The sequence below is a fragment of the Prevotella sp. AM34-19LB genome, from assembly GCF_003468525.1.
GTDB lineage: Bacteria > Bacteroidota > Bacteroidia > Bacteroidales > Bacteroidaceae > Prevotella.
In genome coordinates this window covers 13,167-27,744 of record NZ_QSIG01000004.1, presented here as the reverse complement: position 1 = coordinate 27,744, position 14,578 = coordinate 13,167, and the positions used below count along the sequence as shown (strand labels likewise).

9 protein-coding genes and 1 pseudogene are annotated in these 14,578 nt (G+C 47.9%); 8 read left to right on the top strand and 2 right to left on the bottom strand.

The features are described 5' to 3' along the window. Nucleotides 1-72: 72 nt before the first annotated feature. The 7 genes and pseudogenes from DW830_RS02025 to DW830_RS01995 all read left to right on the top strand — a co-directional run. Nucleotides 73-594, top strand: a pseudogene (locus tag DW830_RS02025) (ribonucleoside-diphosphate reductase, adenosylcobalamin-dependent); the annotation flags it as partial. Continuing rightward, complete coding sequence (gene folB, locus DW830_RS02020) at nt 575-958, top strand: dihydroneopterin aldolase (protein WP_119248685.1); 384 nt, start codon at nt 575-577, stop codon at nt 956-958. The pseudogene DW830_RS02025 and the gene folB, both read left to right, overlap by 20 nt. A 51-nt stretch (nt 959-1,009) precedes the next feature. Further along, nucleotides 1,010-2,278, top strand: coding sequence for an N-acetylmuramoyl-L-alanine amidase (locus DW830_RS02015; protein WP_119248684.1), 1,269 nt, complete (start codon nt 1,010-1,012; stop codon nt 2,276-2,278). Nucleotides 2,279-2,392: 114 nt separating this feature from the next. After that, nucleotides 2,393-3,292: an MlaD family protein gene (locus tag DW830_RS02010; protein ID WP_119248683.1), complete on the top strand. Its 900-nt coding sequence runs from the start codon at nt 2,393-2,395 to the stop codon at nt 3,290-3,292. Between the two features lie 351 nt (nt 3,293-3,643). Then, nucleotides 3,644-5,065: a chromosomal replication initiator protein DnaA gene (gene dnaA, locus DW830_RS02005; protein ID WP_119248682.1), complete on the top strand. Its 1,422-nt coding sequence runs from the start codon at nt 3,644-3,646 to the stop codon at nt 5,063-5,065. 259 nt (nt 5,066-5,324) lie between these two features. Beyond that, complete coding sequence (locus tag DW830_RS02000; RefSeq protein WP_119248681.1) at nt 5,325-8,021, top strand: SusC/RagA family TonB-linked outer membrane protein; 2,697 nt, start codon at nt 5,325-5,327, stop codon at nt 8,019-8,021. A gap of 26 nt (nt 8,022-8,047) precedes the next feature. Next, nucleotides 8,048-9,799 (top strand): RagB/SusD family nutrient uptake outer membrane protein, encoded by a 1,752-nt coding sequence (locus DW830_RS01995; protein WP_119248733.1) that lies wholly within the window; start codon nt 8,048-8,050, stop codon nt 9,797-9,799. Nucleotides 9,800-9,980: 181 nt separating this feature from the next. On the opposite strand, the gene DW830_RS01990 is transcribed toward DW830_RS01995, so the two are convergent. After that, nucleotides 9,981-11,267: a M18 family aminopeptidase gene (locus DW830_RS01990; protein ID WP_119248680.1), complete on the bottom strand. Its 1,287-nt coding sequence runs from the start codon at nt 11,265-11,267 to the stop codon at nt 9,981-9,983. Between the two features lie 194 nt (nt 11,268-11,461). Here DW830_RS01990 and DW830_RS01985 point away from each other — a divergent pair, with 194 nt between their 5' ends. Continuing rightward, nucleotides 11,462-12,775, top strand: a complete 1,314-nt coding sequence (locus DW830_RS01985) for a DNA recombination protein RmuC (RefSeq protein WP_119248679.1) — start codon at nt 11,462-11,464, stop codon at nt 12,773-12,775. 2 nt (nt 12,776-12,777) lie between these two features. On the opposite strand, the gene DW830_RS01980 is transcribed toward DW830_RS01985, so the two are convergent. Further along, entirely contained in the window at nt 12,778-14,166 is a 1,389-nt protein-coding gene (locus DW830_RS01980) for an undecaprenyl-phosphate glucose phosphotransferase (protein ID WP_119248732.1), read from the bottom strand. Nucleotides 14,167-14,578: the final 412 nt, after the last annotated feature.

The following is a 14,578-nucleotide window of genomic DNA, read 5'->3' as shown; positions in this document are numbered from 1 at the left end:
AATGTCGATTGGTATAAGCTCCATCTGCCATTGGCGAAACTCGTTTCCGAAGAAACACAGAAATCGCTCGTTAGTCCGGAAGTGGTAGAGGTTCGACCTAAGGAACTGGAGTGCGATGTGGTAAGATACCAGAACAATAAGGAGAAATGGGTGGCTTTGGTCGGATTGCTCAATGGTCATCCCTACGAGATATTCACCGGTTTGCAGGATGAGGATGAAGGCATCATGCTCCCCAAGTCTGTCACCAAGGGTAAGATCATCAAGACGGTGCTCTCGGAAGGACAGAAGCGATATGATTTCCAGTTTGTCAACAAGCGTGGCTACAAGATTACCGTCGAAGGATTGAGCGAGAAGTTCAATCCCGAGTATTGGAACTATGCCAAGCTCATCTCCGGCGTTCTGCGCTATCGTATGCCGATTGCCCACGTCATCAAGCTGGTCAATCAGCTGCAGCTCACCTCCGAAACCCTCAACACCTGGCGGGTAGGCGTGGAAAGAGCCTTGAAGAAGTACCTCTATGAAGAAAATGGAACAGATAACTTGGAAAACGGAATAGATCATAAGGAGACTGAAGATGAAATTGATGAGCAGTAAGATATACCTCAGGAATGTGCGTTTCCACGCTTTCCATGGCGTATTGCCGCAGGAGGGAATCGTTGGCAACGATTATCTCGTCAACCTGGTGTTGGATTATGACTTCTCTTCTGCCATGAAGACCGATGAACTTCAGGGAACCCTCAATTATGCCGAGGTCTATCAGAAGGTAAGAGAAGAAATGGCGACGCCCAGCAAGCTTCTGGAGCATGTGGCTGGAAGAATCGCCCAAAGACTCTTTTCCGATTTCCCGGAAATCCAGAAACTCCAACTCTCTATCACCAAGGTGAATCCACCGATGGGTGCCGATAGCGACGGCGCAGGGGTAGAGGTTGTATTAATAAATGATAAAACTTATAGTTAGAATTAGGTTTTCTGATAATAAAGTCGTAATTTTGCAAAATCATCAGAAAGTATGTGTAAGAAAGTAACACTGATATGGGCTTTGATGTGTATGTTGGTAATGACGTCGTTCGCTGCCAATAAGCGATTCACGCTGGTCATCGACCCTGGTCATGGTGGTCATGATGCCGGAGCACTCGGAGCCATATCCAAGGAAAAGAATATCAATCTTGCCGTAGCCTTGCGCTTCGGCAGGTATGTGGAGCAGAATCTCCCGGAGGTAAGAGTCATCTATACCCGCACGAAGGATGTCTTCATCCCGCTCAATGAGCGTGCGAATATCGCCAACCGTGCCAACGCCGATCTCTTTATCTCCGTGCATACCAATGCCTTGCCGGCAGGAAAGGTGGCTCGTGGCTTCGAGACCTATACCCTAGGTATGCACCGTGCCAAGGATAATCTCGATGTGGCGATGCGAGAAAACTCCGTCATCTCGATGGAGAAGGACTATCAGCAGAGATATCAGGGCTTCGATCCCCGCTCTTCTGAGAGCTATATCATCTTCGAGTTCATCCAGGGCAAGAACATGGAGCGCAGCGTAGAACTGGCTCGAATGATCCAGCGAGGTGTCTGCGATGGTGCCAACCGTCCCGACAAGGGCGTGCATCAGGCGGGATTCCTGGTCTTGAGAGAGACTTCCATGCCGGGCTGCCTCATAGAGTTGGGATTCATCACCACTCCTGATGAAGAGCGCCTGCTCAACGATGACAGCAGAGTGGATGATATCGCCCGTGGCATCTACGAGGCTTTCGCTAAATACAAGAATAAGTACGATAAATCGGTTTCCGTTCCTTATCGTGCCTCGGATTCCGAGGATGTGAATATCCCGAAGATTGTTCCGGATCAGGAACCTGCGCCTAAGACTCGTGTCGTAACGAGGGGAAAGCAGCCGAAGCGTGAAGAGGCAACGCCTGAACAGCCAAAGCGGGAGGTGAAGAAGCAGGAGCCGAAGAAGGATGTGAAGAAGCAGGAAACGAAGAAGGATGTGAAGAAGGCTGAGGTAGCCGATGCGCCGGTCTTCAAGCTTCAGATTTTCGTAGGTAGTAGAAACCTTCGCAAGGGTGATGCTCATTTCAAGGGCGAAACCGATTACGATAGTTTCCAGGAAGGCAATCTGGTGAAATACACCCTGGGTGCATCCACCAATTACAACGAGATCTATCGCCTGCGCAAGGAAAAGCTGGATAAGTTTCCGGAGGCTTTCATCATCGCCTTCAAGAACGGACAGAAATATGACGTGAACCAGGCTATCCGGGAGTTCAAGCAGAACCGCAACCGGTAGCTCCTCCACTTCTCGGGCAGCTTGTAGCTCCCTTCTCGGGTAGCCGGTAGCTCCGCAGCCTGTGATTCGCTCTATATAAAATAGGTATAATAAAAAGAACAAAAATAGATAAATATGAAACTGACAAAGGAAATTAGGATAGCGTTGGTCGCTATTGTAGGTATCTTGGTGATGTACTTCGGAATCAACTTTCTGAAGGGCATCAACTTGTTCTCTACCAATAACACCTACTATATGACGTTTGATGACATCCAGGGTATGGGTGCTTCTACCCCTATCTATGCCGATGGTTACAAGGTGGGTACCGTGGATCAGCTGGATTTCGACTATTCAGGAAAGGGTCCCATCAAGGTCAAGGTGGATATCAATAAGGATCTGAGAATCCCTGCGGGTAGTACCGCAGAGATTTCTAAGGATATCATGGGCAATCTCCAGGTGAGTCTCCTGCTTGCCAACAATCCTCGTGAGCGTATCGAACCGGGCGGCATCATTCCTGGTACGGTGAATTCCGGTATGATGGGCAAGGCTGCCGAAATGATTCCGGTAGTCGAGAAGATGCTGCCTAAGCTGGATTCCATCCTCACCAGTGTGAATGCACTCCTGGCTGATCCTGCCCTGGCTGCTTCCCTCCACAATGTGGAGAACATCACCAGCAACCTCACCGTTTCCACCCGTGAGCTGAATACCCTGATGGCTGGATTGAACAAGCAGGTTCCGGGTATGATGAAGAAGGCGAATGGCGTTCTCGACAATACCAACCGACTCACCTCTAATCTGGCGAGCCTCGATGTGCAGGGCACACTTGACCGTGTGAATGCCACCCTCGATGGTGCACAGAAGTTCACCGAGCAGTTGAACAGCGGAAAGGGTAGTCTCGGTCTCCTCATGAACGATACCCGCCTCTATGAGAATCTGAACTCAACCATGTCGCATGCCGACTCTCTGGTTATCGATCTCAAGGCGCATCCAAAGCGCTATGTTCACTTCTCAATTTTTGGCAAGAAAGACAAGTAGAGCCTCGAGAATACCGTTTCGAAGGCTTCTTTGAGGAAAAAGCCAAAATAAATTTTGTCTAAATAACAAAGGCAATGTTTCACGCCCCGGAATAGCTACAGAACTTGTTGTTTTTTAGCTATTTCGGGGTGTTTCAAAATTGTTTCACCGCCCCTAAAACGCAATTGTGGATAACTTTCTTAGTTGCTTGATTATGAGGTAGTTATCATGGTAGTCTTAAAATATTATAAATAGCCCGATTTGCTACTTTGGGCTTTTTTTTGTAATTTTGCAGTCGATTTGCATCAGATGGTGCAATCTGATGTAGTGTTAAGGTAAAAAATCAATTAAAATAAGTAGTAAATAGTGTCAATGTTAGCAAGTCCAAAAGCGCTTTGGGACAATAGTCTTTTGCTTATAAAAGATAATGTGTCAGAGCAGCAATATAATACATGGTTTCGACCAATAGTCTTTGAGTCGTACAAGCCTTCGACCAAGACTTTGTTGGTTCAAGTTCCAAGTCCATTCGTATATGAGTACTTGGAACAGAATTATGTTGGCTTGTTGAGCAAGGTCCTTCATCGCAATTTCGGCGATGGCATCCGTCTCACTTATCGTGTGGTAACGGATAAGGAACACAGGTTGACCCAGGATGTGGAAGCTGATCCGGCTGATATTGATGAGGCTGAGCGCAAGAGATTGGCACAGCAGCCACAGACACAAGCTAACCCGGCAGAACCACAGCAGCCTGAAGACATTGACACCCAACTTGATCCGAAACTCACCTTCAATAATTATATGGAGGGTGACAGCAACAAGTTGCCACGTTCGGTGGGATTGTCTATCGCTGAGCATCCGAATACCACGCAGTTCAACCCGATGTTCATCTATGGTCCTTCTGGTAGCGGAAAGACTCACCTGGTGAATGCCATCGGTCTGAAAACCAAGCAGATGTATCCGCAGAAGCGTGTGCTCTATGTCAGTGCCCGCCTCTTCCAGACACAATATACCGATGCGGTGCTGCATAATGCGAGCAATGATTTCATCAATTTCTACCAGTCTATCGATGTGCTCATCGTGGATGATGTGCAGGATTGGGCAGGCAAGGCGAAGACCTTGAATACCTTCTTCCACATCTTCAATCACCTCTTCCGCAACGGAAAGCGTATCATTCTGGCGAGCGATCGACCTCCGGTAGAACTCAAGGATATGCCAGACCGACTCATCACCCGTTTCTCTTGTGGACTGGTGGCGGAGTTGGAGAAGCCGAATGTGGAACTCTGCGTCGATATCGTGAGCAACAAGGTGCGCAAGGATGGACTGAAGATTCCGAAGGATGTGGTTTCCTTCATCGCACAGACCTGCAACGGCAGTGTGCGTGATCTCCAGGGTGCCATCAATGGTTTGCTGGCTTACAGTATCGTATATAACAGCAGCATCGACATCCGATTGGCTGAGCGTGTCATCAAGCGTGCCGTCAAGGTTGAGGAGAGCAACAAGGTGCTCACCCTCGATGAAATCGTGGAGGCGGTCTGCAATCATTACAAGGTAACGGTGGCTGCAGTCAACAGCAAGAGCCGCAAGCGTGAGTACGTGGAGGCGCGTCAGGTGGCGATGTTCATGGCTCAGAAACTCATCAAAATGCCTGCTTCCAGAGTGGGCAAACTCATTGGTAATCGCGATCATAGCACGGTTATCCACAGTTGCGCCAAGGTAGAGGAGCGACTGAAGATTGATGCCGAGTTCTTCGATGAACTCTCCAGCATCGAGAATGGATTGAGAGTGAAGAGATAATTATCATAGATAAGCACGGAACCTTGGTATAGTGGTTCTCGTTTATATAAATGAAACAAAAGGAAGTCAGATAAGTTTGTATTTATCTTGGCTTCCTTTTTCCGTTTTTCTTTCCTTCGAACTTTATGATTACCTTGTACATAAAGTATTTTGAGCCTTTTTTCGAAAGATTTTTGGGAAAAAGCGATTTTGTATCATTCTTTTTTATTATATTTGCAGTCGAAATAGATTTGAGCCTAAACTAAACTCAGATATAGTTATGGAACAGAACTTAAAAGTTATATTATATGCCGTAGGTGCGATGATTCTTGCACCTCATACCCTCCATGCCCAGTCAGAAAATATCAAAGGTCTGGATTCATTGCGCTTATACGGTTCGGTGAGCGTGGTGGAGCCTGAACTGCTGAAGAAGGGCGTACTCAATAATGCCCTTGATGCCTTGAATGGACAGACGGCTGGTGTAAACGTTACTACCAATGGTCTCGACCGTATTGCCATGCTCAACTCTGTGCGGGTTCGTGGTACCACTTCCATCATGGGCGGCAACGACCCATTGGTCATCATCGATGGTGTAACCTCGGATGTAGCAACGCTTGCTACGATCTATCCTGCTGATATCGAAAGCTTTACCGTGTTGAAGAATGCCAGTGAAACCGCTCTTTATGGTTCTCGTGGTGCTTCGGGCGTTATCCAGGTGAAGACCAAGAAGGGAACGGGTAAGGGATTCCAGATTTCTTACGAGGGCAACTATGGCATCGAGGCGATGTTCAAGAGTATGGAGATGCTGAATGCCGCTGAATACATAGCTGCTGCACAGAAGTTTGGGCTGGAATATAACAATAAGGGATTTGATACCAATTTCTCCAAGGCAATCACCCGAACCGGAAATGTGCAGAACCATTATCTCGCCTTCAGCGGTGGTACTCCGCAGAGCAACTATCGGGCTTCCTTCGGCTATATCGACCACAACACCATCATCCGGAGCAAGGGCTATCGCAACCTGGTGGCTAAGATTGATGTTACCCAGAAGGCGTTTGGTGATAGACTGACGGGTGATTTCGGCGTATTCGGTTCATCCTATAAAAACAATGATATCTTCGACAGTCAGATGCTTTTCTATTCTGCCGATGCCATGAATCCTACCTATCCTTTTGATAGGCTGAATGGCAGTTGGGTGAAGAATGGAGCTGCTTCGCAGGTGAATCCTCCCGGTGCCCTGCTCGAAGAGCGCAGGGATACGAAGAACATGAACTTCAATGCCCATCTGAAACTGAACTATGATATTTTGAGCAACCTGAGCATTTCTGCCTTTGGGGCATACAGTTATACTTCCAACGAGAATAACCAGTTCTGTCCTACCTGGGTGTGGGCACAGGGTAATCTCTATCGTGGGGAGTTCAAGAGCGAGGAATGGCTTGCCAATGTTTCCTTGAACTATCAGCGGGTGTGGGGCATTCACAGCCTTAAGGCGATGGCAGGTGCTGAGTATCAGAAGGATATCCGTACGGGATTCTGGACTTCTGCCAAGGGATTCTCAAACAATAGTATGTATTACCACAATATCGGTGCTGCCGCTTCCCGACCTTTCGGCGGTACAGACAGCAACTATGAAGACCAGGCGCTGGCTTCCGTGATGGGCAACATCGACTATACCTTATATAATAAGTACAGTCTTTCGGTTTCCATGCGTGGCGACGGTTCTTCTTTGGTGGGCGATGACCATACCTGGGGTTTCTTCCCATCCGTTTCCTTATCCTGGGATATGAAGCAGGAAGAATGGCTTCGCCAGCTCAAGGCGATTACGATGCTCAAGTTGCGTACGGGTTATGGACGTTCGGGTAATCTGGGCGGCATCTCTGCCTATACCACCATGAACACTGTGAGACAGAACGGCATCGTTTCGGTGAACAGTTCGCCTGTGGTAACGATGGGTATGATCCGCAACAACAATCCCGACCTGAAGTGGGAGACGCGTGCCACCTGGAACTTGGGTGCCGACCTGGGGTTGTGGAACAACCGTCTCGTGCTGACGGCGGAGTATTACTATTCCAAGACCACCGATATGCTCTATGCCTACGATGTGCCGGTGCCACCTTTCGCCTATGATAAGCTCTTGGCAAACATCGGTTCGATGAGCAATCAGGGATTGGAGGTGGGCTTCTCCATCACGCCTATACAGAAGAAGGATATGGAGTTGAACATCAACATGAATCTGGCTTGGCAGAAGAACAAACTCCTCTCGCTCAGTGGCGAATATGATGGCATGCAGATGTCGGCGGCGGATATCACGGCGATGGGTGCCTTATCGGGTGCCGGTCAGCATGGCGGCTATAACAATGTGGTCTATCAGATAGTGGGACAGCCGCTGGGTGTCTTCTATCTACCTCATTGCAAGGGACTTGTAGAAGATGGCAACGGGCATTATCGCTATGATATCGAAGATTTAGATAAGAACGGAACCGTGGATTTGAGTGATGGCGGTGACAGGTATATCGCCGGACAGGCAACGCCAAAGGTGACGCTTGGCTCAAACATCAGTTTCCGTTATCGCGACTGGTATCTCTCCTTGCAGATGAATGGTGCTTTTGGACATAAGATTTTCAACGGAACGGGGCTGGCATATACCAACATGTCGAGTTTCCCGGATTACAACGTGCTGAAGGGTGCCCCGGAGAAGAACATCGTTGACCAGAATGTATCCGATTATTGGCTGGAGAAAGGTGATTATCTTAACTTCGAGTATCTCACCCTGGGTTATGATATTCCAATCCGCAAGGGGGTGGTGCAGTCGCTCAGGGTGTCGGCAAGTGTGAACAATCTTGTCACTATCAGCAGTTATAGCGGACTGACGCCGATGATCAACAGTTATGTGGTGAACAGTACGATGGGTATCGACGACAAGCGGACCTATCCGCTTTACCGCACCTTCTCGCTGGGTTTGAGTGTTCAATTCTAAATGCAGAACTTTAAATGCAGAAATATATGAAACGATATAGACTATACTTTTTCCTGATAGCAGCCTTGACAATGACATCGCTGACGATGACATCCTGTCTGGATGAGCATCCGAAGGACCAGCTCGAGGAGGAAGCCATTTATGGCTCTGCCTTAGATATTTATACCAACGCCGTGGCTTCACTCTATAATTATATCGGCGGCACCAACGAGAGTGAGGGGCTTCAGGGCACCTGCCGTGGCATCTACGACTACAACACGCTGACTACCGACGAGGCGATGATTCCGATTCGTGGAGGCGACTGGTATGACGGCGGGTTGTGGAATGCCATGTACCGGCATGACTGGACGGCTGATGATGAGCCGCTTTATGATACCTGGAAGTATCTCTATAAGGTGATAGTTCTGGCAAACAAGTCGCTCGACATCATTGAAGCCAAGTCGTCTCTGCTCACAGCGAACCAGAAAGACCAGTTCCAGGCAGAGGTACGTGCCTTAAGAGCATTGATGTATTATGAGGCGATGGATATGTTTGGCAGGATTCCGGTTATTCTGTCTTCGGGAGAAGCTGCCCTTTATGCGAATGCTGGGGGAGCTGATGCCACTCTTCCTTCTGTCACAGGTGCTGCTCTTCCTTCTCAAAGCGAGCGGAGCGAGGTGTTCCACTTCGTTTTCTGCGAGTTGCAGCAGGTGCTGCCTTATCTTCCCGATGAGCATAGCAACAAGGAGGGCAATTACTATGGCCGCATCACGCAGCCTGTGGTTAACTTCCTGCTGGCAAAATTGGCGCTGAATGCCGAGATCTACATGTTTGATGACTGGACCAAGGGGTATGCGAAGCGACCTAAGGGCAAGGATATCTATTTCATGGTGCAGACTGCCGATGGAGCCTCTCTGCTCAATGGCGGCAAGGCGAGTGCGAACCGCAGCAAGAAGTTGAATGCCTGGGAAACCTGCATTTACTATTGCGATAAACTTGCCGGGGAGGGGTATGACCTGGAGGCAGATGATGCCTTCAATTTCTCTACGCACAATGAGACATCGAAGGAGAACATCTTTACCATTCCAATGGATAAGAACATCTATACCAATCAGTTTCATTATCTTTTCCGCTCTTACCATTATACGCATGGTGGTGCCTTGGGATGGGGTAGTGAGAATGGTACCTGTGCTACGATTGCTACAATGAAGGCCAACCGTTATGGCGAAGCAGACGAGGACACCCGTTGCAAGATGAACTTTGTGGCAGGTGTTGTGAAGGTGGATGGCAAGGAACTGCTGATGGATAATGGCAAGCCTCTGGAGTATCAGCCTTTTGAGGTGGCTCAGAACCTGACTGGCAGCAAGTATATCAAGACGGCTGGAGCGAGAATGGCGAAATACGAGGTAGATAGAACTTCGTATATGGATGGCAAGTTGCAGAGCAACGATATCGTTCTTTTCCGTTATGCCGATGTGCTGCTGATGAAGGCGGAAGCCAAGGTTCGCCTGGGAGAGAATGGTGATGTGGAACTGAACAGGATCCGTGCTCGTGTAGGCATGCCGAATCGCAAGGCAACGCTTGCCAACATCCTGGAAGAGCGATTGCTGGAACTGGTATGGGAAGGTTGGCGCCGCCAGGACCTCATCCGTTTCGGCAAGTTTACGGCAGCTTATGATCTCCGCACCCCACTTCTGGGCGAGGAATCTGGCTATACCACCGTCTTCCCGATACCGCAGAAATGCATTGATTTGAATAAGAAACTGGAGCAGAATAAGGGGTATGAGAAGAATTCATAAAGAGCATAAGTAAACTCCATACACCCTTTCCGATCCAAGTTTCTTGTCTCCATACGCCCTTTCCGATCCAAGTTTCTTGTCTCCATACGCCCTGAAAGGGCAGAAGCTCCTAGCCCAGGGCATCCGCCCTGGGTAATTATGGATGCAAGCCTGCCGCCCTGTAAGGGCAAAAACTTTCAAATTACAGCTGATAGAACTTCGTGAAAGCCTTCACGCAGTATTCGTGATCCATCACGCTGCCGGTTTCACGGCAACTGTGCATGGCGAGAATGGCATTACCCATGTCCACGCCCTTCAATGGAATGGAAGAGGCGAGGATATTGCCCAAAGTGCTTCCGCCAGCCACATCACTGTGGTTCACGAAACGCTGACAAGGCACACCGGCAGCCTCGCAGATGTTGGCGAAGATGGCTGCTGATACGGCATCGCTCGCATACTTCTGGGCTGCATTGAACTTGATGACCGGACCACCGCCCAACTTAGGATGATTTGTAGGGTCGAATTTTTCGCTATAGTTAGGATGCCAGGCATGCGCATTATCGGCTGAAATCATGAAGGCACGTTCCACAGCCTGATAATAAGCCTCTTCTGTATGGCTCTGTGCCAGGGCGATGCGCTGGAGCATATATGAAAGGAATGGGCTTCCGGCTCCCTGTTTGGTCTGAGACCCCGTCTCTTCATTATCGAAGATGGCGAGAACCTGGGTGGTATCATTGGCATCTGATGCAATCATCGCCTCTACACCAGCCCAGCACATCGATAAATCGTCGAGTCTGCCCGAAGAGATAAATTCATCGTGCACACCGAAGGTGCAGGCAGGAGTGGCATCAGCCAGATAGAGGTCGAAGTCGAGGATATCCTCCTTCTGGATATTCAGTTCACCGGTAATCATGTTCATCAGCAGATTACCCTTCTCCAGTTCATCATTGATGATGCCGAGGATAGGGAGCACGTCCTTCTGCTTGCTCAACTTCACGCCATCGTTCACCTGACGGTTGAAGTGGATGGCGAGATTGCTGATCTGCAGCAATGGGCGCTGGATATGGAGCAGGAGCGTCTTCGGATGCATCGCATCCTTGCCCTTTACGATAACTCTACCCGCCAGAGTGAGTGGACGGTCGAACCAGGTTGACATGATAGGACCACCATACACCTCGGTATTCAGTTTCACGATACCGCCCTCGCAAGTCATCTCAGCGTTAGGCTTGATGCGGAAGGTAGGGGAGTCGCAGTGAGCGCAGATCATGTGGAAGCCGGCATCAGCCAGTGTCTTCTTTCCGATTTGGAAAGCATAGATAGAAGAGTCGTTCTTGGTAACGAAGAACTTGTCACCAGCCACAACCTTGCCCAGCGGCTCCTGAGGGTTCAGTCGTCTGAACCCATTTTTCTCCAATTCCTCGGAGATATTCTTCACAGCCAGGAAGTTCACTGGCGAAGCGTCTAAAAAGGATAATAATCTTTTGATCATAGTCTATATCTATATTAATTATGCTGCAAAGATAATGCAAAATTTTCATTTAATCTCATATTTCTACTTGTTTTTTCCATAATAGTTAAATATCTACAAGAATCCCCTCTGATGTTTGGTGTTATGTTTTGAAAGCATTAATTTTGCACATCATAATTTTGGCAGATATACAGAATCATTTAAAACAAAGATAAATGGAAATAGTAATAGGAATCGTTATAGGTCTTGCCATCGGATTCTTCGTGGGCAAGCTGATGGAAGGAAAAAAGGCGGGAGAGGAGAAAACGCAGCTCATTGCGAAGGCTCAGGTGCTGCAGGCTAACATCGAACAGAGTAATCTGCATCATGCTTCTGAACTTCAATCCTTAAAAGCCCAGATGGAGAACGAACGGCTGTTTGCCGAAAAGCTCCGTGCAGAAAGCGACCAGCAGTGGGCGCAGAAACTCGAAAGCCTGAAGCAGGAGATGCATCGCATGACCATCGAACAGCAGAAGGCTGCTGCCGAACAGCTCGCTGCCAAGCAGTCTGCCCTCCAGGAAAACAACCGACTCCAGATGGATGAACTCCTGAAACCTATCAAGGAGCAGTTTGCCGATTTCAAGAAATCGGTAGAAGAGAGCAAGACCCAGAACGAGGTGAATAAGAAGGAACTGCAGAGTACCTTCGAGGCTACGATGAAACTCTTCCAGCAGGAACAGCAGCAGGCTGTAACAAGTCTGAAGGAGCAGACCTCGAAGATCGGCTCCGATGCCGCCAACCTTACCAAGGCATTGAAGGGCGACAGCAAGATGCAGGGCGACTGGGGTGAGATGGTATTGGAAACTATCCTGGAAAACAGCGGTTTGCGCAAGGACGAGGAGTTCTTTATCCAGGAGAATACCAAGGATGAGAACGGCAAGAACTTCCGTCCCGATGTCATCGTGCGATTCCCGGAAGGCAGGAGCGTGGTGATAGATAGCAAGGTATCTCTCACCGCCTATACCGATGCCTTGGCGGCAGAGACCGATGAGGAGCGAGAGCGGTTGATGAAGTCGCACGCCCTGAGTGTGCGCAAGCACATCGATGAGTTAGCGGAGAAGGATTATTCGAAGTTGGTAGAAGATGCCATCGGTTTTGTCTTGATGTTCATACCGAACGAGACCAGTTATATTGCAGCGATGAAGCAGCAGCCGGATTTGAGTCGTTATGCCTATCAGAAGAAGATCATCATCATATCTCCGAGCAATCTCCTGATGGCGTTGCAGCTGGCGTATAATCTCTGGCAGTATGACCGTCAGAACAAGAATGTAGAGAAAATTGTGAAGACGGCAGCCGATCTATATGATAAGGTAGCGACTTTCGAAGATACCTTTACAGGAATCGGCGATTTGATAACCCGCCTCTCCGGTACCTATGATAAAGCGAAAAAGCAGCTTTATGATGGTACCGGCAATGTAATGAGAAGGGTAGAGAGCCTGAAGAATCTGGGTGTAACTCCCAAAAAGCAGATCAAGGCATTAGAGGAGTAATTTTAATAAGCGTTTTTATCCGGGCAGATAATACTCTTCGCTGTCAGGAAGATAATACGGATGTCAAGCCAGAACGACCAGTTCTCGATATACCAGATATCTCGCTTGATGCGCTCCTCCATCTGCCAAAGCTCCTTCGTCTCACCACGGAAACCCGTTACCTGAGCCCAACCGGTAATGCCAGGCTTCGAGAAGTGGCGAACCATATACTTATCAATCAAACTACCATAAACCTCAGTGTGATACAACATGTGAGGTCTAGGACCCACGATACTCATGTCGCCCTTCAATACATTAATAAATTGAGGGAACTCATCAATATTCGTCTTTCTCATGAAGTTGCCGAACGCAAACTTTCTTGGGTCATTCTTCGTCGCCTGAGCCTTGTCAGAATCCTTGTTCACATGCATCGAACGGAACTTCAGACACATGAATGTATCACCATTCAGACCCGTTCTAGCCTGACGGAAGAAGATAGGACCCGGACTCTGAATCTTGATAATCAGCGCAATGATTGGAATGAAAGGCAAGAAACAGAGGCAGATTACACCACTCACGGCGATATCGAAAGCACGCTTGAGAATACGGTTTGAGATAGAAGACAGCGGCTCAAGATGGTTCGTGTAAACCGTCTTACCCATAAAGTTATGGGAATCCAGATGCAGCTTATATTCGCCGAACAGACGAGGCAGATAATAGAAATGCACCACGTTCTTGTCACAGAAACGCATGATCTTCACAATCTGGTCAGATTCCTGATGCGACAAGCTGCAGAAAATCTCATCCAGACCATAAGATGAACCGTTGATGGTATCATTCAGCTTTGACTCTAAAATTCTGTTAAGATCCTCCATGGTACCCAGTTTTTTCAGTTCCTGAGGTGCTCCAGCGATGTCATCATTGGCATAATAGCCTTTCACGATATAACCCGCAGAAGGGTCTTCGGTCATGGTAATGTACATTTCTCTTACGGCAGGATCGCTACCCACGAAGACCACGGTACGAATGTTTCTACCTCTCGCACGGTGATATTTCAGAAACTTGAGCTCGATGATTCTACTGATGACCAAAGCAATATAGAATGTGATGCCGAAGTAGATACCGAATGTAAATATTGCTCCACCATGACTGAAGAATTTCAGGAAGACCATGAAGCAGACGGCGGTACAAAGCACCAGGAAGAGCGTACGCTTAAGTACTTGCTGGAAACCGATTCGTCTTATATGGATGATAGTGCTATAGTTGTATTCGCCGATGGCGAGAGCAACGTTTGCTATAAAGAATGTAATCTTTGTTTTCAGGTTTAGATACTCGGGTACATGAAGGAACTCGATGTTAATAAGGCCCAATAGCAAGCAATTGAGGATGATGAAGTCAACTAAGACCACCAACCTTCTAATCAGTATGTTTCCTTTATAGATGTTTTTTTCCATAAGAAATTATATGTAATTTAAATTTTTCGATTTCTCTTCTTAGAATATAAATTCCTCGTAAATTCGACCGCAAAGTTAGCAATAAAAACTGAATTCTCCAAACTTTTCCCCATCTTTTTTCCCTCCGCAAATCCCTCCTGTTCTCCCCCTCAATAATTATTTTAAAATCAACTGTTTTTTTTTGTTAAAAATCACCTTTGTAAAGTGATATATTCTTTATTATCAAAAAAAACCATTAATTTTGCAGCCGGAAAAAGCATTCTGGCTGCAAACCCGCTCAGAATCCTGGCGGCGCTATAGCAGAGCCAGCTACATCCTTCCCTTCAGAGAAAGGAAGGTTTGGTTAGAATGTGGAGCTCCCTTTGGGAAG